General features: G+C 65.4%; 25 protein-coding genes. 10 read left to right on the top strand and 15 right to left on the bottom strand.

The window, feature by feature from the left end; genetic code table 11:
- Positions 1-196 precede the first annotated feature (196 nt).
- Entirely contained in the window at positions 197-364 is a 168-nt protein-coding gene (locus tag NLM25_RS39065) for a hypothetical protein (protein ID WP_254123219.1), read from the bottom strand.
- 106 nt (positions 365-470) lie between these two features.
- Here NLM25_RS39065 and NLM25_RS39070 point away from each other — a divergent pair, with 106 nt between their 5' ends.
- Entirely contained in the window at positions 471-1,607 is a 1,137-nt protein-coding gene (locus NLM25_RS39070; RefSeq protein WP_254123220.1) for an alpha-hydroxy acid oxidase, read from the top strand.
- 128 nt (positions 1,608-1,735) lie between these two features.
- Here NLM25_RS39070 and NLM25_RS39075 read toward each other — a convergent pair whose 3' ends face one another.
- From NLM25_RS39075 to NLM25_RS39110, 8 genes are all read right to left on the bottom strand, one after another.
- Positions 1,736-2,362 carry a hypothetical protein gene (locus tag NLM25_RS39075; protein ID WP_254140427.1) on the bottom strand — a complete coding sequence of 209 codons (627 nt, stop codon included), beginning with the start codon at positions 2,360-2,362 and terminating at the stop codon, positions 1,736-1,738.
- A 76-nt stretch (positions 2,363-2,438) separates the two neighbouring features.
- The gene (locus NLM25_RS39080) at positions 2,439-3,065 is read right to left on the bottom strand and encodes a hypothetical protein (RefSeq protein ID WP_254140428.1); all 627 of its coding nucleotides are present in this window, start codon (positions 3,063-3,065) and stop codon (positions 2,439-2,441) included.
- A gap of 66 nt (positions 3,066-3,131) precedes the next feature.
- Positions 3,132-3,971, bottom strand: a complete 840-nt coding sequence (locus NLM25_RS39085) for a shikimate dehydrogenase (RefSeq protein WP_254123223.1) — start codon at positions 3,969-3,971, stop codon at positions 3,132-3,134.
- 53 nt (positions 3,972-4,024) lie between these two features.
- Complete coding sequence (locus NLM25_RS39090; RefSeq protein WP_254140429.1) at positions 4,025-5,782, bottom strand: SulP family inorganic anion transporter; 1,758 nt, start codon at positions 5,780-5,782, stop codon at positions 4,025-4,027.
- A 98-nt stretch (positions 5,783-5,880) separates the two neighbouring features.
- On the bottom strand, positions 5,881-6,153 hold the full coding sequence (locus tag NLM25_RS39095; protein ID WP_008566993.1) for a helix-turn-helix domain-containing protein: 273 nt from the start codon (positions 6,151-6,153) through the stop codon (positions 5,881-5,883).
- A 326-nt stretch (positions 6,154-6,479) separates the two neighbouring features.
- Entirely contained in the window at positions 6,480-8,528 is a 2,049-nt protein-coding gene (locus NLM25_RS39100) for an elongation factor G (RefSeq protein WP_254140430.1), read from the bottom strand.
- A gap of 153 nt (positions 8,529-8,681) precedes the next feature.
- The gene (locus NLM25_RS39105) at positions 8,682-9,161 is read right to left on the bottom strand and encodes a DUF992 domain-containing protein (protein ID WP_254140431.1); all 480 of its coding nucleotides are present in this window, start codon (positions 9,159-9,161) and stop codon (positions 8,682-8,684) included.
- 298 nt (positions 9,162-9,459) lie between these two features.
- Positions 9,460-10,662, bottom strand: a complete 1,203-nt coding sequence (locus NLM25_RS39110; RefSeq protein ID WP_254123227.1) for a pyridoxal phosphate-dependent aminotransferase — start codon at positions 10,660-10,662, stop codon at positions 9,460-9,462.
- Between the two features lie 585 nt (positions 10,663-11,247).
- On the opposite strand from NLM25_RS39110, the gene NLM25_RS39115 reads away from it, so the two are divergent.
- From NLM25_RS39115 to NLM25_RS39140, 6 genes are all read left to right on the top strand, one after another.
- Positions 11,248-11,898, top strand: coding sequence for a glutathione S-transferase family protein (locus NLM25_RS39115; RefSeq protein WP_254123228.1), 651 nt, complete (start codon positions 11,248-11,250; stop codon positions 11,896-11,898).
- A gap of 155 nt (positions 11,899-12,053) precedes the next feature.
- Entirely contained in the window at positions 12,054-12,230 is a 177-nt protein-coding gene (locus tag NLM25_RS39120; protein WP_254123229.1) for a hypothetical protein, read from the top strand.
- Positions 12,231-12,315: 85 nt separating this feature from the next.
- Positions 12,316-12,462 carry a hypothetical protein gene (locus NLM25_RS39125; protein WP_254124769.1) on the top strand — a complete coding sequence of 49 codons (147 nt, stop codon included), beginning with the start codon at positions 12,316-12,318 and terminating at the stop codon, positions 12,460-12,462.
- Positions 12,463-12,591: 129 nt separating this feature from the next.
- On the top strand, positions 12,592-13,404 hold the full coding sequence (locus NLM25_RS39130) for a PAS-domain containing protein (protein WP_254140432.1): 813 nt from the start codon (positions 12,592-12,594) through the stop codon (positions 13,402-13,404).
- 31 nt (positions 13,405-13,435) lie between these two features.
- A complete protein-coding gene (locus tag NLM25_RS39135; RefSeq protein ID WP_254140433.1) occupies positions 13,436-13,924 on the top strand; it encodes a GNAT family N-acetyltransferase in 489 nt (162 codons plus the stop codon).
- Positions 13,925-14,176: 252 nt separating this feature from the next.
- On the top strand, positions 14,177-15,118 hold the full coding sequence (locus tag NLM25_RS39140) for an aldo/keto reductase (protein ID WP_254140434.1): 942 nt from the start codon (positions 14,177-14,179) through the stop codon (positions 15,116-15,118).
- 16 nt (positions 15,119-15,134) lie between these two features.
- Here NLM25_RS39140 and NLM25_RS39145 read toward each other — a convergent pair whose 3' ends face one another.
- The 3 genes from NLM25_RS39145 to NLM25_RS39155 all read right to left on the bottom strand — a co-directional run bounded on the left by NLM25_RS39145 (position 15,135) and on the right by NLM25_RS39155 (position 18,309).
- Entirely contained in the window at positions 15,135-15,458 is a 324-nt protein-coding gene (locus tag NLM25_RS39145; RefSeq protein ID WP_254123233.1) for an antibiotic biosynthesis monooxygenase, read from the bottom strand.
- Between the two features lie 86 nt (positions 15,459-15,544).
- Complete coding sequence (locus NLM25_RS39150; RefSeq protein ID WP_254140435.1) at positions 15,545-16,762, bottom strand: DUF1501 domain-containing protein; 1,218 nt, start codon at positions 16,760-16,762, stop codon at positions 15,545-15,547.
- A 2-nt stretch (positions 16,763-16,764) separates the two neighbouring features.
- Entirely contained in the window at positions 16,765-18,309 is a 1,545-nt protein-coding gene (locus NLM25_RS39155) for a DUF1800 domain-containing protein (RefSeq protein WP_254140436.1), read from the bottom strand.
- A gap of 114 nt (positions 18,310-18,423) precedes the next feature.
- Between NLM25_RS39155 and NLM25_RS39160 the strand changes: the two genes are divergently transcribed.
- The 3 genes from NLM25_RS39160 to NLM25_RS39170 all read left to right on the top strand — a co-directional run bounded on the left by NLM25_RS39160 (position 18,424) and on the right by NLM25_RS39170 (position 19,960).
- Positions 18,424-18,624: a cysteine-rich CWC family protein gene (locus NLM25_RS39160; RefSeq protein WP_254140437.1), complete on the top strand. Its 201-nt coding sequence runs from the start codon at positions 18,424-18,426 to the stop codon at positions 18,622-18,624.
- 287 nt (positions 18,625-18,911) lie between these two features.
- Positions 18,912-19,481, top strand: coding sequence for a hypothetical protein (locus tag NLM25_RS39165; protein WP_254140438.1), 570 nt, complete (start codon positions 18,912-18,914; stop codon positions 19,479-19,481).
- The gene (locus NLM25_RS39170) at positions 19,478-19,960 is read left to right on the top strand and encodes a hypothetical protein (protein ID WP_254140439.1); all 483 of its coding nucleotides are present in this window, start codon (positions 19,478-19,480) and stop codon (positions 19,958-19,960) included. Before NLM25_RS39165 ends, NLM25_RS39170 begins: the two co-directional genes overlap by 4 nt.
- 15 nt (positions 19,961-19,975) lie before the next feature.
- Here NLM25_RS39170 and NLM25_RS39175 read toward each other — a convergent pair whose 3' ends face one another.
- From NLM25_RS39175 to NLM25_RS39185, 3 genes are all read right to left on the bottom strand, one after another.
- On the bottom strand, positions 19,976-20,674 hold the full coding sequence (locus NLM25_RS39175) for a glutathione S-transferase family protein (RefSeq protein ID WP_254140440.1): 699 nt from the start codon (positions 20,672-20,674) through the stop codon (positions 19,976-19,978).
- Positions 20,675-20,859: 185 nt separating this feature from the next.
- The gene (locus NLM25_RS39180; protein ID WP_254140441.1) at positions 20,860-21,090 is read right to left on the bottom strand and encodes a hypothetical protein; all 231 of its coding nucleotides are present in this window, start codon (positions 21,088-21,090) and stop codon (positions 20,860-20,862) included.
- Positions 21,087-21,866: a TSUP family transporter gene (locus tag NLM25_RS39185; RefSeq protein ID WP_254123239.1), complete on the bottom strand. Its 780-nt coding sequence runs from the start codon at positions 21,864-21,866 to the stop codon at positions 21,087-21,089. The genes NLM25_RS39180 and NLM25_RS39185 overlap by 4 nt, the downstream gene beginning before the upstream one ends.
- Positions 21,867-21,989 lie beyond the last annotated feature (123 nt).

Below are 21,989 nucleotides of genomic sequence, written 5' to 3' on the forward strand. Positions count from 1 at the left end.
CAGAGATCCCCTTACAACTACGGGATGCCCGAAAAGGCCCCGCATCCCTGATTTGCTGAGTTCTTATAAAGCCTTCGCGGCCAACTTGGCTTCAAGAAATATGATGAATCATTACGGAACCGGGGACAACTGCCCCGGTAACTTATTGTTAACACTATATTTCCTGCTGATATAGCGGAACCTGGCGGAACCCGCCCTAGCCGGAGCGCTTCACATGGCCGTCCTGGCGGCTCGGCGGCGGCTGGGTGACGTTGACCGGATCGGAGCCCGGGAAGGTCTCTTCCAGGCCCTCCTCCAGCGCTTCGTCGAGATCCTGCTTCTCCTTGATCTCTTCCGGCGTCGGCTCGCTGCGTGGCCTGGTCATGACGCCCTCCTCTCAAACGATTTGGCTGTGCATCCAACCATGCTAGATGACCCCTCGATCTTCCGATGCAAGACTCTTGGGTACAAGACGGGCCGGGGAAACCTTCATGAAGCATATCACCTGTATCGACGATCTTCGCACGCTGCATCAGCGCCGCGTGCCGAAGGCGTTCTTCGACTATTGCGACCGCGGCTCCTATGCCGAGGAAACGCTGCGCGCCAACCGCGAGGACATGCAGGCGATCAAGTTCCGCCAGCGCATCCTGGTCGACGTCTCCAAGCGCGATACCTCGACCACGATCCTCGGCGAGCCCTCGACCATGCCGCTGATGCTCGCGCCTGTCGGCCTGCTGGGCATGCAGCATGGCGACGGCGAGATCCACGCCTGCCGCGCCGCGCAGGCCGCCGGTATCCCGTTCACGCAGTCGACGATGTCGATCTGCTCGATCGAGGACATCGCCGCCAATGTCGAGAAGCCGTTCTGGTTCCAGCTCTACGTGATGAAGGACCGCGGCTTCATCAAGGCGCTGATCGAGCGCGCGATCGCGGCGAAATGCTCGGCGCTGGTGCTGACCGTCGATCTCCAGGTGATCGGACAGCGCCACCAGGACATCAAGAACGGCATGACGGTTCCGCCGGAATGGTCACTGTCGAAGCTGATCGATTTTGCCACCAAGCCGGCCTGGGTGTCGGGCGTGCTGCAAGGCAAGCGCCGCACCTTCGGCAATCTCGCCGGTCATCTGAAGGTCAGCGACGACATCACCTCGCTGTCGACCTGGATCAACTCGCAGTTCGACACCGCGCTGAACTGGAACGACATCGACTGGATCCGCTCGATCTGGCCCGGCAAGCTGATCCTTAAGGGTATTCTCGACGTCGAGGACGCTGAGCTCGCCGCGAAGACCGGCGCGCAGGCGATCGTGGTCTCCAACCATGGCGGCCGCCAGCTCGACGGCGCGCCGTCCTCGATCGAGGTGCTGCCCGAGATCGTCGATGCCGTCGGTGACAAGATGGAGATCATGTTCGACGGCGGCATCCGCTCCGGCCAGGACGTGATGCGCGCGCTCGCGCTCGGCGCAAAGTCCTGCATGATCGGCCGCGCCTACGCCTATGGCCTGGGTGCCGGCGGCCAGGCCGGCGTCGCCAAGGCGATCGACATCATCCACAAGGAGCTGCTCACGACCATGGGCCTGTGCGGCGTCAACAGGATCGACGAGATCGACGATCACATCATTGCGGTCTAGCCACAACGGCGGTGCCGAAGGGTGGGCAAAGCGTCAGCGTGCCCACCATTTCCGTCTCGCTCGCTGAGGGATGGTGGGCACGGCGCAAGCGCGCCTTTGCCCACCCTACGAGTTCAGCGCTCAATCCCTCACATCGGCGGCGTGATGCCGTCACGGCCGACGTTGACGCGATTGGCTTCCAGTGAACCATCGTCCTTCTTGGCCGCGCCGAAGATGATCAGCTTGGCGCCGGGCTTGATCTCGGATTTGTCGCTGGCGACGAAGGTGACGATCGGCGTGTCCGGCGGCACCACCACCTTCTTCTCGCCGTCCTTGTACTTGACCGTGATGTTCTGGCCGTCGGTGCCCTCCACCGTCTGCGCCACGGTCGCGTTGGTCATGGTTGAGTTGGCGCGCGCATCCCAGGGACGAAAGCCTTCGGCCGCGCCGCGCTGGTTCTCGGGGAAGATGTGCACGGCGATCGCCTTCTGCGTCCCGTCGGGCTGGGGCATGCCGGTCACGCCGATATAGGATCCTTCCTTGATCTCGGCGAGCGAGGTCTTCACCACGGCGAAGACCGCGACGTTGTCGGTCATGTGCACCTTCACATCGCTGCCTTCGCGCGTCTTGATGCCCAGCGTGTTGCCGTCGACGCTCTCGATGGCGCCGCGGATACGAACCGTCGGCGCCTGCTGCGCCGAGACCGATGAGACGGCAATGCAGGCGGCGAATGCGGCCACGACGACACGTGGCATCAGATGGCTCAGCTTCGGCATGACGGTCCTCTCCAGGGTGGTTGCGGCGATCAATACGGCAACCCCGCATGACCACCGCTATTCCCGGCTGCAACGTTCACATCGGCGGCGTCAGGCCGTCACGGCCGACGCTGACGCGGTTGGTCTCGAACGAGCCGTCCGGCAGCTGCTTCAGGAACGCAATCACCTTGGCGCCGGCCTTCAGGTCGGACTTGTCACCAGGCACGAAAGTCACGACCGGCGTGTTGTCGGCGACGAACACTTTCTTCTCGCCGTCCTTGTACTTCACCAGCAGCGTATGGCCGTCATTGCCGACCACGCTCTCCGACACCGTGGCGTTGGTCATGCTGGAGTTGGGCTTGAGGTCATAGGGCCGCGAGCCCTCGCCGGTGCCGCGCATGCTTTCCGGAAACACGTGCACTTCGACCGCGTTCTGGCCGCCGTCCGGCCCCGGCACGGTGGTCGCTCCGACGAAGGAGCCGACCTTGATGTCGGCGAGTGAAATCTTGGTAATGCCCGACACGTTCACGTCAGGGGCGATGTGGAGCTTGACGTCCTCGCCGCTGCGCGACTTGACCTGCATGGTGTCGCCATTGACGCTCTCGATCGTGCCGCGCACGCGCGTCGGCACCGGCGCCTTCTGCGCGACGGCATAGAGGGTGGAAGCAGCCACCATCGCGACGGCGATGAGCGGACGCATGAAAGTTACGCGTTGAATAGCCATGACGGTCTCCGATTGTCCCCACGGGGATAGAACTCCGGAGATGGTGTGCTATTCGCGACTATTCGCTCAAGTCTTTGTGAGATCGGCCTCGACCAGCGCGCGCAGCTCGGCCGTGACTTGCGGCCGCCGGCCGAACCACAGCTCGAAGCCGCGCACCGCCTGGTGCAGCAGCATGCCTAGGCCGTCGGCGGTGTTCAGGCCGCGCGCCGTTGCTGCCGCCAGCAGCGGCGTCACCAGCGGAACGTAGACGAGATCGGCGACGACCGCCCCGTCCGGCAGGCGCGCCACGTCGACATCGAGTGACGGCTGGCCGTGCATGCCGAGCGAGGTCGTGTTCACGAGAAGCTTTGCGCGCGGCAGCACGTCGTTGATGCCGTCCCAGGGGATCGGACGCACGTTCGGTCCGAACTGTCTGGCCAGCGTCTCGGCGCGCGCAATGGTGCGGTTGGCGAGGTGGATGCGCTTGATGCCGCGTTCGAGCAGGCCGAACACGACCGCGCGCGAGGAACCACCCGCCCCGAGCACCAAGGCTTCTTCCGCCCTGTCCCAACCGGCCGCGGCGGCGTCGAGATTGCCGATGAAGCCTTCGACGTCGGTGTTGGTCGAGCGCAGCTCGCCGTCAGCAAACCACAGCGTGTTAGCAGCGCCCACGGCCCTGGCGCGCGCATCGGGGGCGGACAGCGCCAGCACGCCTTCCTTGTGCGGGATTGTGACGTTGGCGCCGACGAAGCCGCGCAGCGACAGCCGCAGCACGAAGTCCCTGAGGTCATCCGGCGGAACCGCCTCGATGACATAGCCGCCCTCGATCCCGAGCGTGCGCAGCCAGTAATGATGGATCAGCGGCGAGCGCGAATGCGCGGCGGGCCATCCGATCAAACAGGCTGCGGGAGCTTTGGATGCGGTCATCTATCCCTCGGGTCGTGGTCGAGGGCGATCCATTTCGCGTCCCGTCGGTCCTGTCAAGCAGGCGGGAGCAGCACCGCGGATCCGCTCGCGGCGGGGGCCGCCTTGATATCGGCGACCGCACGCTCGATGGTCTGCCGATAACGCGCGTGCCGCGGGCTCACACCGTGTGTGAGCAGCGCGCGGCGGACCGTGGGCGAGGCCCCGGTGATGAACAGCCGGATTCCCTGGCGGTGAGCCTTGGCGGCGACGCGGCCGAGCACGTTGGCCGCCGTCGAATCCAGGAACGGGACCGCGGCGAAATCGACCACGAAGGCCTTGCGCCCGTCGGCGACGCCGTCCAGGACGCCGCCGATCGCCGAGGCCGCACCGAAGAAGAACGCGCCCGTGATGCGGTAGACCAGCACGTCGCGATCGACCGCGAGCGCGGAATCGTAAGGAACGCGCTCGCCATTGCCGTCATCGGGACGATCGGCGGCCACGAGCGGCGTGCGCTCCTCGATGCCGGTCATCTCCGACATGCGGTGGATGAACAGCACCGCGCCGAGCGCGAAGCCGACCAGGATGCCCTCGGTCAGGTCGCGGAAGATCGTGAGCAGGAAAGTGGCGAGCAGCACGACGGCGTCGCCCCAGGACGAGCGCAGCAGCGTCGCGAATTCGTGCTTCTCCGCCATGGTCCAGGCGACGACGACGAGCACGGAGGCGAGCGCGGCGAGCGGGACGTAGCTCGCGAGCGGCGCCGCGGTCAGCATGAACAGCAGCAGGAACACCGAATGCAGCATGCCCGCCAGCGGCCCCCGCGCGCCGGCGCGGATGTTGGTGGCAGTGCGCGCGATCAGGCCGGTGACACAGATGCCGCCGAACAGCGCCGAACCGATGTTGGCCGCGCCTTGCGCCACCAGCTCGCAATTGGAGCGGTGACGGCGTCCGGTCATGCCGTCGGCCACCACCGCCGACAGCAGCGATTCGATCGCGGCCAGCAGCGCGAACGAGATCGCATCCGGCAGCACCGCTTTCGCCTTCGCAAGCGAGAAGGCGGGCAACGCCGGCGAGGGCAATTCGCGCGGGATGCCGCCGAATCGGCTGCCGATGGTTTCCACCGGCAACGAGAACACCGCACACACGACGGCCGCGAACACGACCGCGATCAGGATGCCGGGCCAGGATGGCCGCCAGATCCGCAAGGCAGCGATGATGATGATGCTGACGAGCGCAACGGCAACCGCCGACGGATTGATGGTGTGCAGGCCCCCGGCGAGCGCAATGAGTTTCGGAACGAACTCGCTGGGCTCCTTCCCCGCCAGCGTGATCCCGCCGAGATCGCGGAGCTGGCTGGCGAAGATGATCACGGCGATGCCCGCGGTGAAGCCGACCGTGACGGGGTAGGGAATGAACTTGATGTAGGTGCCGATGCGCAGCAGGCCTGCCGCGATCAGGACCAGGCCGGCCATCATCGTGGCGAGGATGACGCCGTCGACGCCGTGCCGCTCCGCGGTCACCGCGACCAGCACGATGAAGGCGCCGGCGGGTCCGCCGATCTGAAACCGGCTGCCGCCGAGCAGCGACACGATGAAGCCGCCGACGACGGCGGTGTAGAGCCCGCGATCGGGCGTCACGCCCGATGCGATCGCGATCGCCATCGACAGCGGCAGCGCGACGATCGCGACCGTGAGGCCCGCGAAGATATCAGCGCGGAAGTCGGCGGCGCCGTAGCCTTCGCGCCAGACGGTGATGAGCTTTGGCAGATACAGTTCGGTAAAGGTCGGCCGACGCAACTGATGCAGGCCGCCTGCCCGCTCGCTGGTAGTGCTCATGCTCCGCTGCCCCACAATGCTCCACTGCATCGTGCGGCCGCGATCGGACGCGACGGTGCGTTAGCTCATCTGCCTTGCGGGCACGATCATCGCAGCGATCATGCCCCGACGCGGCGCGGCGGCCCCGGTTCCTTCAAGCGAACGCCCCGCCCGCCGCTGTCGCTGCGCGCCTGCTCGCCGATCAGCTCCACCCCGGCCCGGTCGAACGCCTCGACCACCTTGATCAAGGTCTCGACCACCCCGCGAACGTTGCCGGTCGAGGCCTCCATCCGCTGGATGGTCGGCAGCGACACGCCGGCAAGCTCGGCCAGGGTTTTCTGGTCAATGCCAAGCAGCGCGCGGGCTGCCCTCATCTGGAACGACGTGATCACCGCGCCCTCACGTATCAGAGTTTATAAGTGATATTCTAAGCATATACAATGATGTAAAATACATCATTCGCGAGCAGGCGCAAGAGGGGCGCGCATTGGTCTCCTCCGTCATTGCGAGGAGCGCAGCGACGAAGCAATCCAGAATCCCTCCGCGGAAAGACTCTGGATTGCTTCGCTGCGCTCGCAATGACGGGTGGTGAGAGCACGGCCTAAACGAAGAGCCGCGCGCGTGCAAAGGCGCCCCCTCACCCCTCCCTCTCCCCATGAAGAACGGGGAGAGGGAGTGAGAGAGTGGCGCCTTCCTGACTACGCGATGCGCTAACCGATCACGCCGCGTGCTGATGCGCGGCGATGATCTGGTCGGCGGCGCGGCCAGTGACTTCGGCCATGTGGTCGAACTGGCGGGTGAAGCTGCCGGCCCCAGCCGTGGCCGAGCGCAATTCGACGATCAATTCGCCGATCTCCGCTTCCGGCATCATGGCGCGAACGCAGTCCCAGCCACTCCAGCCGTCACGCGTGTCGAAGCCGAGGATCTGGCCGCGCCGCGCCGACAGGATCGCGTTGATCTTGGCGGTGGCGTCGGTCGGGCAGACGATCTCGACCACGTGGATCGGCTCCAGCAGCACCGACTGGCATTGCGGCAGGCCCTCGTTGAGCCCGACCCGCGCCGCCGTGCGGAAGGCGAGGTCGGAGGAATCGACGCTGTGATAGGAGCCGTCGGTCAGCGTCACCTGCACATCGGTGACGGGGAAGCCGAGCGGGCCGCGGGTCAGTCCGTCGACGACGCCCTCTTCCACCGCGCCGATATAGTTGCGCGGCACCGCGCCGCCGACGACCTTTTCGGCGAACTTGAACCCCTCGCCGCGCGGCAGCGGCTTGATGTCGAGCACGACGTCGCCGAACTGCCCGTGGCCACCGGACTGCTTCTTGTGCCGGCCGCGCTGGACGATCGGCTTGCGGATGGTCTCCTGGTAGCCGATCGCGGGCGGATGCGAGGTGATCTTGACGCCGAAGCGATCGCGCAGCCGCTCGCTCGCGACGCGCAAGTGCATCTCGCCCTGGCCCCACAGCACGGTGTCGTGGGTCTGGGCATTCATCACGATGCCGAGCGAAGGATCCTCCTCGTGCAGCCGGGCAAGCGCCTGGCCGAGCTTGACGTCGTCCTTGCGGTCGGTGGCGGCAACCGAGATCGCGAGCACCGGCGGCGTCGGCTCCGGGGCCGTCAGCGCAGCCGGCGGGGACTTGCCGCTCGTGACCGTGTCGCCGGTCTTGATCGGGTCGACCTTGGCGAGCGCGACCGTGTCGCCGGCTTCGGCCGCGGCACGCTTGGTATCGTAGGCGCCGTTGACGGCGAGGATGCCGGAGATGCGGCCGCTACCGCCGGAGGCGGATTGCAGCGTGGCTCCGTCGTCGAGATGGCCGGCGAGCAATCGCGTCAGCGACAGCTTTCCGCCGTGCTGCGAATGCAGCGTCTTGAAGACGTAGCCGAGCGCCTCCTTGCCGGCTGGCACACCGAGACGCTTTGCGGTCTCCTCGATGCCCGGCGCCTCGTGGCGCAGCGCCTTCATCAGACGCAGCACGCCGTTTTCGCGCGCGGCGGCACCCAGCAGCACGGGGCAGATCTGCCCCTCGCGCAATTCGCGCGCGAGATCGTCGAACACCGCATCGCGCGGCGGCTGGATGTCCTCGAGCAGTTGCTCCATCAGCGCATCGTCGTGATCGGCGAGCTTCTCCAGCATCGAGAAGCGGGCCTCCTTCTCGCGATCGAGATTTCCGCCTTCGAGCGCGACCACTTCGGAGGCCTTGTGCTCGCGGTAGATGAACGCACGTTCCAGCGCGAGATCGACGAAGCCCTCGATCAGCTCGTCCTTCCAGATCGGGATCTGGCGCAGCACCAGCGGCACGCGCGAGGCGGGCTGCAGAATTGCGAGCGTCTCGCGGATGCGCTTGTTGGCGCGGTCGATCTTGTTGAGGAACAGGAAACGCGGGATCTTCAGCTCCTCCAGCTCGCGCAGGATGATCTGAAGCTGCGGCAGCTTCTTCTCGTCGGCCTCGCAGACCACGATTGCGGCATCGACCGCAGGCAGCGCGGCGCGCATGTCGTGGGCGAACTCGACGGAACCGGGACAATCGATGAAGGTGTAGCTGTCGCCCATGAAACTCGTGGTGGCGGCAGTCAGCCCGACGGTCATCTTGTGATGACGGGCCTCGGGCGTGGCGTCGCCGACGGAAGTTCCGGCGTCGACGCTGCCGACGCGGGGGATCGCGCCCGTTCGCGCCAGTATTGCTTCGAGAAGTGTGGTTTTACCGCTTTGGAAAGGGCCCACCAGTGCGATGCACCGTGGACCTCGGGGACTTCTGACGTCTTGTCCCATTCGCCGCCTCCTTGGTGTGGAGCTCGGCCCATGATTGGGTCGGCAAACGCCGATGCTCTGCCCGTCCCCGAGATTTGGCAAGCATCAAAACGTCGCTGCGGTGCGTCGTTGCCGCGATCGCGTCGGACCGACGCGATGGCACACGCGAAATTGTCAACGGCCCGGACGGAGTTCCAGGCTCTCGAGGCCGGCAGCGACGTTGAGGCCGACCTGGCCCTGCACGCTGAGCGGCTGAAGCGCGATCGAGTTGTTGGAGCCGCCGACGAGCACGTTACCGCCGAGGCCGACGCCGACCGATGCGCTGCCCTGCGCGCCCGCGTAATTGCCCGAGAGGTCGCCGGGGCCGAGCCGGTCGACCGGCGCGAACACGCCCCACGCCAGCGCCGTCTCCTGGGTGATGCCGATGTCGAGACCGACTTTGCGGATGGTCGCGACGTAGCGATCGTCCGGCAAGCCGTCGGCGCGCAGCACGCAGCCGAGATGGGTCACCGAGCCCACGATGAAGCCGACGCTGGCGCCGCCACGGCATTCGAGCACGCCGACCCGCGCCATCCGCTGCTGCGCGCTGCTGTTGGCGACGGAGGCCACGAGGCCCGCGACAGTGAGCCCGGCGAGGAGGAGTGAGCGGCGCATGAATATCTCCGGCGATGAATGTGATGCGAGCAGAGAGAGCGCCCTACCCGTGACGCGCGATGGTCTATGCCACAAGAGCTTTGGGGGTGCCAGATCGAACGCGGCAAATTGGTGCGCTCTCCTCCCTTCTCCCCTTGTGGGAGAAGGTGGCGCGAAGCGCCGGATGAGGGGTATCTATCCACAAATTGACTGGCAGAGGGAATCGCGGAGAGAACCCCTCACCCGTCTCGCCGCTTCGCGGCGATCCACCCTCTCCCACAAGGGGAGAGGGGGACATCGCATGCTGTGATAGGACTGCTTACCGCAGATTGCCGCAGAAGCGCTGGATGCGCTTGCAGGCGTCTTCGAGGTCCGAGGTCTTGGTCGCGTAGGAGATGCGGAACGCCGGGCCGAGGCCGAAGGCCGAACCCTGCACCACGGCGACGCCTTCGGTCTCGAGCAGCTCGGTGACGAAAGTCTCGTCATTGTCGATCACCTTGCCCGACGGCGCGGTCTTGCCGATGGTGCCGGCGCAGGACGGATAGACGTAGAAGGCGCCCTCGGGCCGCGGGCACTCGATACCCTTGGCCTGGTTGAGCATGGAGACCACGAGGTCGCGGCGCTCCTTGAACACCTTGTTGTTGGCGGGGATGAAGTCCTGCGGACCGTTCAGCGCTTCCACCGCGGCCCATTGTGCAATCGACGACGGGTTCGAGGTCGACTGCGACTGGATCGTCGACATCGCCTTGATGAGCTGCGCCGGGCCACCGGCGTAACCAATGCGCCAGCCGGTCATGCAATAGGCCTTCGACACGCCGTTCACGGTGAGCGTGCGGTCATAAAGTTTCGGCTCGACCTGCGCGACCGTGGTGAACTGGAAGTCGTCATAGACGAGGTGCTCGTACATGTCGTCGGTCATCACCCACACATGCGGATGCTTGACCAGAACGTCGGTGAGCGCCTTCAGCTCGGTCTTGGTGTAGGCCGCACCGGTCGGGTTCGACGGCGAGCACAGGATCACCCATTTGGTCTTCGGCGTGATCGCACGATCGAGCGCCTCGGCCTGGAGCTTGAAGCCGGTCGCGGCGGTGCAGACCACCGGCACCGGCTCGCCGCCGGCGAGCGCCACCATCTCTGGATAGCTGACCCAGTACGGCGCGGGGATGATCACCTCGTCGCCCGGATTGATGGTCGCCATCAGCGCGTTGTAGAGCACCTGCTTGCCGCCGGTGCCGACGATGATCTGGTTCGGCTTGTAGACCACGCCGTTCTCGCGCTGAAACTTGCCGATGATGGCTTCCTTCAACTCGGGAATACCGTCGACCGCGGTGTACTTGGTCTTGCCGGCTTCGATGGCGTGGATCGCAGCCAGCTTGATGTTGGCGGGCGTGTCGAAGTCGGGCTCGCCGGCACCTAGGCCGATGACGTTGCGGCCCGCCGCTTTCAGCGCACGTGCTTTATCCGTGACCGCGATGGTCGCGGACGGCTTCACACGGTCGAGCGCAGCGGCAAGGAAGGACATCGTCATCTCCTGACAAGCGTCGTGAACCCTTTGGCCTCACGACTCCGATTGTGGGAATAAGCCACCCTAAAACGTGTGCCGCTGCACCGCAAGAAACTTCGGCCCGATCTCGAAAAAGTTTACGGATCTGGAGCGTTTCAAGGCTGGATTCCCCGCAATTTTCCGCAACTTTGCCGCGCAAACCCCTCATATCCGGCAAGGCTTGTCCTCGGAGCAATTTTGCGCGTTTAGAACGCCGTGAACGCAGAACGCCGTGATGCCCGGGCTTGTCCCCGCCCGCGCGGCCGAAGCCGCTTCGGCGAGGCGAAGGCCGGGCATGACGATGCGGAGGCTTTTAGTGTCCAAACTCCGATCGCTCCGTCCGTTCACGCCAACGCACGGCGCAAGGCGTCCGCGCGTTGACGCAAGCGTGATCTGAGTTGCAGCGCTGCACGAAAATGATCTTCCGCGGCATTGCAGTGCGGTAGGGTTTTCGAGTTTTTCTATAGCGCGGCCCTTGCGGCGGATTCGCATCGGCATCATTGTTTAGCCGCGACGCATGGCAGGATGCGCCGCGCCTTCCCATCCGGCGGAATCATCCTCAGAATGTACAAGCTCTATTCGATGCAACGCTCCGGCAACAGCTACAAGGTCCGCCTTGCGCTGGCGCTGTTGAACGTGCCTTACGAAGCGGTCGAGGTGGACATTCTGCGCGGCGAGAGCCGCACGCCGGACTTTCTGACCAAGAACCCGTCGGGCCAGGTGCCGCTGCTCGAAGTCGGCGACGACCGCTATCTCGCAGAGTCCAACGCCATCCTCTGGTACGTCGCGGTCGGCACGCCGCTGGCGCCGGAGAACCGCATCGACCGCGCCGAAGCGCTGCAATGGATGTTCTTCGAGCAGCACGCGCTCGAGCCGAACATCGGCGCCGCCTATTTCTGGCTGTCGCTGGTCAAGGGCGGCCGCGATCTCCAGACCCACTCCCTGGAAGACTGGATGGAGCGCGGCTATGGCGCGCTCCAGGTGATGGAAAACCACCTCAAGACCAACGCCTATTTCGCCGCCCGCCAGCTCACGGTCGCCGACATCGCGCTCTACGGCTACACCCACCTCGCCGACCGCTGCGACTTCGACCTCTCGACCTTCCCGGCGATCCGGGACTGGCTGAAGCGCGTGGAAGCTGCGCCCGGCTTCGTGGCGATGGATTGGCGGCCGGCCGACATCGACGATCCCGCCAGCATCGCGGCGGGCGCCTGACGGCGCGACCCGCTCCGGCGAATAGCGGGTATAAGGGGCGCCCTTGCCGCAATCTCGCCATCTTCGGCGCGACGGCCGCCGCAATGTTGCCTGTTGAAACAGGGAAATTGTTCGAGTCGCGGGTGATTCGCTCGCACGTTGAAGGATTTAGACCCATGACTCGGGCGTCCGGTACGGCAGGCTTTCAGGGCCCAACCGCCTCCGTTTCGTCTTCCCGGCTGACCAACGCGGTCGCGGCCTCGCTCGCCGTCGCCGCGCTCTCGCTGTGCCTGATCGTCACCCTGACGGTGCTGTCGACCAAGGCGACCATGGCGATGGGCCTGCCGGTCTGATCCCCGTTTCATCCTGGACCATCCTTCAAGGTGCCGCGCGGCCCGCGCCGACCGGCATCGCGACAGGACCTCGATGAAATCACCTGTGGTAGTCGTTGCAATCACACTGACTGCGGCCATCCTGGTCGCAGCATCGCTGCTGATTTTCACCGGCATGCGCAAGAGCCCGGGGACGTCGACGCTGAACGCGCCGGCGCTGCAACAGCGTCTGAGGCATGCGCATTTGGCCTAAAATCATCCGAAAGCTTGGCGCGCCGGCACAACCTCCCCTTAAGCGTTCCGCACGAATTCGCACCGCACCAGCGCAACGATCAGCCAGTGTTGCGGCCTTAACTCGTTCAGGGAGGAACGAGACAGGCCCATGCGGTTCGGATGGCGTGCGATCTCCGGTCCGGTGCTGACTGCAGCGATTGCGCTGCTGGCGATGCTTCTCGATCGCTTTGTCCCCACTCCCTCGCCTGCACCCCTGTTCGTCTGCATCGTGGCGCTCGCCGGCTCGCTGTCGGGTCTCGCATCCGCCATGACGAGCGCAGCCGTCGCGGTGATCGGCGCGGCGTTGTTCTTTCTGAACCATCGCGCCCTGCCGGGTTATGCGGCCGCGGATCTGGTCCGGCTCGGCCTCCTGGCCGCGACGACTGCCGGCACCGCCGCCATCACCGGCCTGATGCGCGAGCGGCTGCTTGGCACATTCGCCGCCGAGCGCCAGAGCCACGCCACCGCCGCGCGGCTGTCGGCCGCGCTCGACCAGGTCGATATCGGCATCGTGCTGCTCGACACCGAGACCCGTGCCGAATTCATCAACCGCGCATTCCGCGACTATTTTGCGCTGCCGGACGAAGTGGCCGACGGCAAGCCGCCTTTCATCGCGCTGATGTATCACGGCCGCGACACCGGCGCGTTCGAGCTGCCCGAGGATGAACTCGGCACCTTCATCGCGCAGCGCATGGAAATGGTGCGGATCGGCGATGCCACGCCGATCAACATCGCCTTGCGCAACGGCGAGGTGCTGCGCTTCGTCTGCACCGCGCTGCCCGATGGCGGACGGATGCTGAGCTACACGCCCGTGACCGACCTCGTGCGCCACACCGATGCGCCCGCGAGCGCCGACTACTACCGGTCGCTACGCGATCCCGCGGGCCGCAGGCTGATCCGCTATTTGCGCATCGCCGAGTAGGCGCGATTGATCAACACGCCCGTCATCCCGTATGAAGGACGCCTCATCGATCGCGGAAATTGACGTGTCGCTCACCATTCGCTCCGTCGCCAAGCAGGACTACGAACAATGGCTGCCGTTGTGGGACGGCTACAACGCCTTCTACGGCCGCTCCGGCCCGACCGCGCTGGCGCCCGAGATCACGGAGATGACGTGGCAGCGCTTCTTCGACGCCTACGAACCAGTGCACGGGCTGGTCGCCGAGAGCGACGGCCAGCTGCTCGGCATGACGAACTATCTCTTCCACCGCAGCACCACCGCGATCGCGCCGTCCTGCTATCTGCAGGACCTGTTCACGACGGAGGCCGCCCGCGGCAAGGGCGTCGGCTCGGCGCTGATCCACGGCGTCTACGAGCGCGCAAAGCTCGCGGGATCGCCGCGCGTCTACTGGCAGACCCACGAGACCAACGTCACCGCGCAGCGCCTGTACGACAAGGTCGCGGAGCGCTCAGGCTTCATCGTCTACCGCAAGCTGTTCTGATCCCCGCACGCAGCCTGTGGATAACTCCGCCTGTCACCCGCGCGTAACATAGCGGGACTACGCTGCGCCTGCGTCTGATCAGGCCCCCCGTCACCGATCAAGCGCCCCAAAGCGGTCCCCGTCAGTCGCCGCGTCTGACAGGGGCCGCATTTTTTTGTCCGCTCTGTCGGCATGGCAGCAGCGCGGCGGGCGGCTTGCTGGCGCAGCGCACCGCGGCCACAATGCGACGCTGCTCATCTGACAGGATCTCCCATGGAAATTCGCAATCTCGGCGCCTCCGGCCTTCGCGTGTCTGCGGTCGGGCTCGGCTGCAACAATTTCGGCCAGCGCACGGACCTGGAGACCTCGCGCAAGGTGATCCATCGCGCGCTCGATCTCGGCATCACGCTGTTCGACACCGCCGACATCTATTCGAACATGGGCGGCTCGGAAAACGTGCTCGGCGCTGTCCTGGGCGATCGCCGCAAGGACATCGTGCTGGCGACGAAATACTCCAAGCCCATGGCGGAGGACGGCACCAGGCAGGGCGCCTCGCGCCGCTATATCATGGACGCCGTGGAAGCGAGCCTGAAGCGGCTGAAGACCGATTACATCGATCTCTACCAGCAGCACGATTATGACCCGCTGACGCCGATCGAGGAGAGCCTGCGTGCGCTCGACGATCTCGTGCGGCAGGGCAAGGTCCGCTACATCGGCAATTCGAACTTTCCGGCCTGGCGCATCGCCGAGGCGGAATACGTCGCACGCGCGATAAACGTCACCCGCTTCGTCTCCTGTCAGGACGAATATTCCCTCGTCGTGCGCGACATCGAGAAGGATCTGCTGCCGGCCGCGCAGGAGTACAAGCTCGGATTACTGCCGTTCTTCCCGCTCGCGAGCGGACTGCTGACCGGCAAATACAAAAAAGGCGAAGCCGCGCCGGGCGACACCCGCTTCGGCCAGACGCCGCGGCTGCGCGACCGCTATGTCACCCCGCGCAACGAGGTGATCGTCGAGAAGCTGCAGGCCTTTGCGACATCGCACGGTCACTCGATGCTCGAGCTCGCGTTCTCCTGGCTCGCCGGCCGCCCGCAGGTGTCGAGCGTGATCGCCGGCGCCACGCGCGTCGAGCAGATCGAGCAGAACGTCAAGGCGATCGCGTGGAAGCTCAGCGCCGAGGAGATCGCGGATATCGACAAGATCACGCAGGGCTGATCTTTACGACGCGGCGTTATTTCGCGCCGCGTCCCACCGTCTGCATCACCTCAAAGCCTTCGAACTGGGGATGGCCGAGATAAAGCGGCTTGTTGTCGCCGGCGCGCTGATGCGCCGCGCGGAACGCTTCCGACTTGGTCCAGGCCTCGAACGCCGCGTGGTTCGCCCACACCGTGTGCGAGGCGTACAGCGTGTGGTCCTCGAGCTCGGGGCCGCGCAGCAGATGGAATTCGACGAAGCCCGGCACCTTGTCCAGATGGGTGTCGCGCGAGAGCCAGACCTGCTCGAAGGCGGACTCAGAGCCCTTGGCGACGCGGAAGCGGTTCATGGCGATGTACATGCGGGTGGTCTCCTGATGCTCGGCTCATCATGTCGTCATTCCGGGACGCGCCGCAAGGCGCGGGTCCGGAATGACGGCGGCGGCCGTTAAGCCACCAGCCCCTTCATCGGGCGCGCGGCGGCGCTGTCGGGGAACACCGTTTCCGCGAGCACGCGATCGGACAAACCGAACTGCCCCTGCAGCACGCCCTTGATCACGGAGCGCAAGTCCGTGGTGGGCTTGAGGTCGCGGCCTTCATGGAGGTTGGCGAGCTTGAGGCCCGGCCAGTCGGAGATGACACGGCCGCCTTTCACCGCGCCGCCGGCGAGCAGCGCGATCGTGCCGGTGCCGTGATCGGTGCCGTCGGTGCCGTTGATGCGCGCGGTGCGGCCGAACTCGGTGGCAACCACGATTGCGGTGTCGCGCCAGCGCTCACCCAGGCCGCTTTCGAATTCGGCGAGCGCGCCGTCGAGCCCGCCGAGCAGGAAGGCGAGACGTCCCACCGGACCGCCTTCGTTCGCATGCGTGTCCCAGCCGTCGAAGGCGAGCGCGGCGATGCGCGGGCCGTCGTCGGCCGCCATCAGCTTTGCCGCGCCGCGCGCCACCTGACGCATCTGCGCCACGGCATTGCCGGGCTTGCGCTTCATGTCATCGCCGCTCGCGGCCTTCTCCAATTGAAGGCCCTGCGACAAGGCCGAGGCCAGCGCGGGATCGCGGTGACGGTAGAGATCGACGAGCCGCATCGCGGTATCGTCGTCGGCCTGCGGCAGCGCGACCGGCGCCCAGCCGACGGTCGGCGCATTGCCGCGCAGCACCAGCGGCGTGGTGGGTCCGACCGCAAGACCGCTCGACACGCGCTCGCCGCGCGGCAGCGCTTCCAGCGCGCGGTTGAGCCAGCCGGACTGCACCCGGCCGGGACCCGCATAGCCGCTTTCGAGCACGTCCTGGCCATCGAAATGCGAGCGGTCGCGATAGGGCGTCGCAACCGCATGGATCACTGCGGCGTGCGTCTCGCGGTACATGCGGGAAAATTCCGGCATCGCCGGATGTAGCGCGAAGAAGGTATCGAGCATGATCGCGGGATGCGCGCCGTCGGCGGCGAGCGCGATCGATCCGTGCAGGCCGGCATAGTCGGGATCGCCGACCGGCGCGACGGTCGAGAGCCCGTCGAGCGCGCCGCGCAGGATCACGACGATCAATCGGGGATCGCGCCCGTCGGCGGCGCGCGCGAATTTCGGCAAATAGGCCCAGGCCGCGAAGGATGCGCCGCCGAGCAAAAGACCGCGGCGCGAGGTGAGGAGCCGGTTCTCGACGCAGTCGATCATCTTCATCTCCTCTGCATTTCGGGCGACATCAACAGCAGCGCCAGCGCCTGCTGACGCGATTCCGCGCGCTCGATGGTTTTGCGCGTTTCGACGGACGCCGCATCCGCCGCCGCGAATTCCAGCAGGTCGAGCGGGTCGATGTTGGGCCCAAGCCGCGCCCCCATCTGCGCCGCGATGTCGAGCCTCAGCTTCATGCCCTCAGGCGCAGCCCAGGCGGCACTGGTATCGGGGAAACCATTCGGTCCCGCCGGCGACCACAGCGGCTGGCCCAGCAGATTGAGGTTGTTGAGATAACCGCCGGGATCCTCCGGCACGCGCGCGAGCAGCCGGCCACTCGCGACCAGGAAATCGTAAGGCGAGCGCATCTTGGTCAGCGGCGCGCGCCAGGCCTCGTCGGAATCGACCAGCGCCGTCGCCATCGCTTTCAGGTCACCATCGGTCTTGACGAAGGTTTCGCGCAGCCGCGCAACGAGCGCGGGCGGTGGATCATCGGCGACAAAGTGGCGGACGAATTTGGTGGCGATGAAATTCGCGGTGGATGGATGGCGCGCGATGTCGGCGAGCGCCGCCTCGCCCTGCGCAAGCCCTGTCGGCTCGTAGGTCTTGCCGAGCAGCACTTGCGGACCCGGCTGGTGCGCATTGGTGTTGAACACGAAGCAGCCGGGTGTGCCGAGCTGCCCTTGCCTTCCGGCAAAGGTCCAGCCCGTGATGATGCGCGCGAGCGAGGTGACGTCGTTCTGCGTGTAGCCGCCGCCGACGCCGAGCGTATGCAGCTCCATGATCTCGCGCGCAAGATTCTCGTTGAGCCCGCGCTTGCGGTTCTGACCCGCGCGCGAATCCGGACCGAGCGATTGCTGGTTGTCGAGAAAGAACAGCATCGCCGGATGCTGCTCGACGGATTTGAGCATGTCGGCGAAGCGCCCGAGCACATGTGGCCTGATCGCCTCGCGCTCGAACGCGCCGGCCCAGATCCGCGCCAGCTCGCCCTTGCTCGCGGAGATGCAGAAATGGTTGGACCAGAACACCACCAGCCGCTCGGTGAAGCCGCACTCGACCAGCGTCGCGCGCTGCAAACGCGCCAGCGCCTCGGCGCGAAAGGTTTTCTGGATGACATTAAGCGGCTGCGGCGCGGGTTTTGCGGCGGGCGGCGCGGCAGCATTCGGCTGCATCGTTGCGTTGTCGGCCGGCTTCGCCTCGGCCATCGGGCCGGCGATCTCGGTTGCGGCCGCATTCAGCGACAGATTTCTGCGCAAGCCGGGCTTCTGGTCGGCTGGTGCCTGCGCCGGCGCTTCAGCGGGCGCGGCGGCCTTCGCGGCCTCGCGCGCCTGCTTGACCTGGTCCTGATAGGCGAACACGGCCTGCCCGAGTTGCGGCGTCGATTGCAGACCGGGCGCCTCCAGCAACACGCCGTTGGGACGAGCAAGCTCCGCCTTCACGAAGCCGCGCGGATCGGAGGCCGCGTTGATCAGATCGCCGGACGCCCCGCCGCGGGCTCCGAAGCCGAAACGGTTGAGCGCGACGAGGGCGGCTTGCGAATCGCGGGCCATCGATATGTCCTTCGCGCGTTGCCAACCGCTTTCCGAGTCCCTGCGCGAGGCCTAATATACCGCAGCGACAGATGAACCCGGCATGAAAATGACGGCAAGGCTCTTACGTAAATCATGACAAATCCGAAAGAATTCCCGACGCCGGAACCGCGCCGCCTCGCCTGCTCCCGCTGCGGCACCGAATTCGGCTGCGACCTCTTGGGCACCTGCTGGTGCGCGGAGGAAACGGCAAAACTGCCGATGCCGATCGAGGGCGAGGACTGTCTGTGCCGGGAGTGTCTGAGGAAGGCTGCGGACGTGGGAGCTGGCAGGTAACCGGAGGCATCTCGTTTCGCTGAACCGTCATTGCGGGCGGTTACCTCATCCCGAGGGCCGACATTTGATTCGGGGCCACAGCGGGCAGCGACGGTCTCGACGGAGTCACCCGGACTCTTTCCGCTGACAGATTGTGCCGGAACCGCAAAATCAGATGATCTCCTTAGACCCCCATTTACCCTTTCAGCCTCGAACTCACGAACTAATACAACTCTTAACCAGACACGGTTAGGTTGTGCGACGTCAATTCGAGTGTCCACATGAGCCGGTTCATTCTCTTCACCTGCATGGCCTTCGTCACCACCTTCGTCGGCTTCTCCTGGGCGTTGCGTGGATTTCCCACCTATTCCTTTTCGGCGATTGGCGAGTTGAAGCCGACGCTCAATGCGACATTCGGCGACAACAGCGCCAAGGCTTATGAACGCAAGATGTGGGAGGCGGAGCACACCGCACAGAGCGACAAGGATCCAAAGCTCGACGCACTGCGAATGGATGCCTTGCAGGCCGGCACGGCCTACGCCATGTCGCCTTGCGATGACACGATGAAAGCCAATCTCATTGCGGCCACGTCGGCCTATGCGCGTGGCTATATGAAGATCTACGACTGCCCGACCCCGGCCATGGGAATGTTCTGCAGCGAAAGGAAGCGCGACCAGGCCAACGCGGCGTATTCGACGCCGCTCGACATACGCGTCAAGGCAGCGCTCGCGGAAGCCTTTGAACAGAAGGGTGTCGTCCAGGAGGATTTCCCTGCGGACATCCGTCTTGCCGTGCTGACCTTCGCCGGTCCGGGCCTATGGTCCGATCCATCGCCCGTATGCCTGCCAAGGCAACGTGCAACGGCGAGCCGCAGATGAGCCGCATCTGGTTTGTCGTCTGGGCGGTCGTCATCTGGCAGGTCGCAGCGTGGGCGTTCGCGCCCGAGCCGAAGGCTCGGCAGGCCGCCCCGATCGACGGCCCGGGATATGGCACCAATGAAAAATATTCAGTGGACGGTAGAGTGAGGCAGCGTGAGAGCGCCATTGCAGCGCTGGAACGGCCTTATGGCGCCCGTTGCACAGGCGAGGGCCGAAAGCAGTTCATCAGCGGCCTCGACGAATATTACTATCAGCGCCAGAACCAGATGGAGCGCTATCCCGAAACATTCGGCAAGCCCGGCGCCGATTACATCGCGAAGCAATGGTCGACGGGACAGGACCAGCGCATTGATCGCCTGACTCAGGAAGCATATGCGCAAGGCTATCTGACGCTCACTGATTTGAACAACGTCGCCCGCAAGATGGTCGAAACCATTGTCAGGAATGAGCGCGTAACGACAAAAGCCTGCGCGAGATAGAAGGCCCGCGCCTGTTCACGCAAGATGGCCGGGCGATCTTCGGGCCATTCCATCAAACGCATCAAGCAGCTTCTCGCGCCACGCGTAGACGGGATCATCTGCCTCCAGCAGCCTGAACGGGCTCGTCACGCGCGCCCACTGGAAACCGCCGAACACGATGTAGTCGGCATAGTTCGGCGCGCTGCCGCCGATATAGGGCTGCCTCTTCAGGGTCTGCCGCATCACCTCGAGCGATTTGCGGAAGGCGACGACGCCGGTGTCGCGGCTCGCCATCACGTCCTCCAGCGTCTTGCCGCCGAAACGCGCCTCGCGCGACTGGCGGAAATAGGCGGCATCGACCTCGGCGAGGTTTTGGGGGATGTCGGCGACGATCAGCGGAAAGATGCCGCCGACGATGGCGATGTCGCCCCAGGCATTGAGCATGCGCGCCATGGCGCGGCCGCCCTCACCGCCGAACAGCGACGGCTGGTCTGGGAAATTATCTTCGAGATAATTTGCGATCGCCCATGAATCGACCACCGGCCTGTCGTGATGCAGGAGCACCGGAACCTTCTCCGAGCCATGCGCCGCGATCGCGCTCTTCTCGGTGAAGCGCCAGGGCAGCGATTCCGCGGATAGTCCCTTATGCGCAAGCGCCATCCGCGTGCGCCAGCAATACGGACTGAAGGGGCGCGCGGCGTCGGTGCCGACGAGTTCGAAGAGTTTGAGCGACATGCAAGGCAACTCCTGCGAGACCCTTATCCTGAGGAGCGCGGAACGCGCGTCTCGAAGGATGAAGGCCCGATCTCGGCCTCGCCCTTCGAGACGCGCGCAAGATGCGCGCTCCTCAGGGTGAGGATCTCCCATTCTGGATTGCTTCGCTTGCGCTCGCAATGACCATGTGGAGGCGGAGGTGTGTGTCAGCGCCCGTTCGTCCGCAACAATTTTTCGCCACCTTCCGTCACCGCGATGATCAGCCCGACACCCGGCAGTGTCTCGCGCGTGACATAGCCGCGCTCGGCGGCGTCTTCCCAGATGGTGAGGCGCGGGCACGAGGTCTTCCAGGTCGCGATCACCTCGGCATAGGCGCGTGGCTCCCGCGCGACCCATTCGACGAAGTCCAGCACCAGCGGATCGGCCGTCTCGCTCATTGCAAACCTCCCTTGTCGAAGGCCGCCAGCACTGGCGTACGAACCAGGAGCCAGCCGCCATAGGCCATGTAGTAGCAGGCGATGGTGGTGATCAGCTTGTTCGACCACGCCACGAATTGCTGGTCGGTCATGGCTTCGAGGATACGCCGCGCGAGCGTGGTGCCGAGCATCGAGGCAAGGATCGCGACGCCGGCGAGCACGGGATCGAGGCTCGCGGCCTGGTCGATCACCCCGCCGAAATAGATCAGCTTGGTGAAATGGCTGACGAGTTGGCACATCGCCTTGGTCGCCACCTTCTCGCGCCGGCCGAAATCGCCGCCGAGAAAGAAGGTATCGAGCAGCGGGCCGGAGACGCCGGTCATCAGCATCAGGCCCATGCAGATCGTGCCGTAGACCGTGCCCTGCCAAAGACGATCCGGGTCCGGCTTGATGTTCGCGGGCAACAGGCGCGCCATGAACGGGGTGACGCCGAGCAGCAGCAGCGCCATCGGCTTGTCGGGCACATAACGGGTGATCGACCAGGCCGCGAGCGCGACGGCAGCGCCGACCATATAATTCGCGACCGGCCGCCAGCGGATATGCGCCCGCCACAGCAGCGCGCGCCAGCCGTTCGACGCCATCTGGGTGATCGCATGCAGCACCATCGCGGTCGGCAACGGCATCAGCGCCAGCAGCACGCCGATCAGGATCAGCCCGCCCGCCATGCCGAACAGCCCCGACAGGAACGCGGTGGCGACCATCAGCAATCCAAGGGCAGCGATCATGATGGGCGTCACGTGGGGGGTCTCCTATGGGCTCGGCAAAGTAAGGGACGCAAGCTGCCTGCACTCCCTCGCCCCGCTCCTGCGGGGAGATGCGAAGGGCGGCGGCGGCCCCGAAACACAACTTGGAATGACTCT

This window comes from Bradyrhizobium sp. CCGB01, assembly GCF_024199795.1.
Taxonomy (GTDB): Bacteria; Pseudomonadota; Alphaproteobacteria; order Rhizobiales; family Xanthobacteraceae; genus Bradyrhizobium.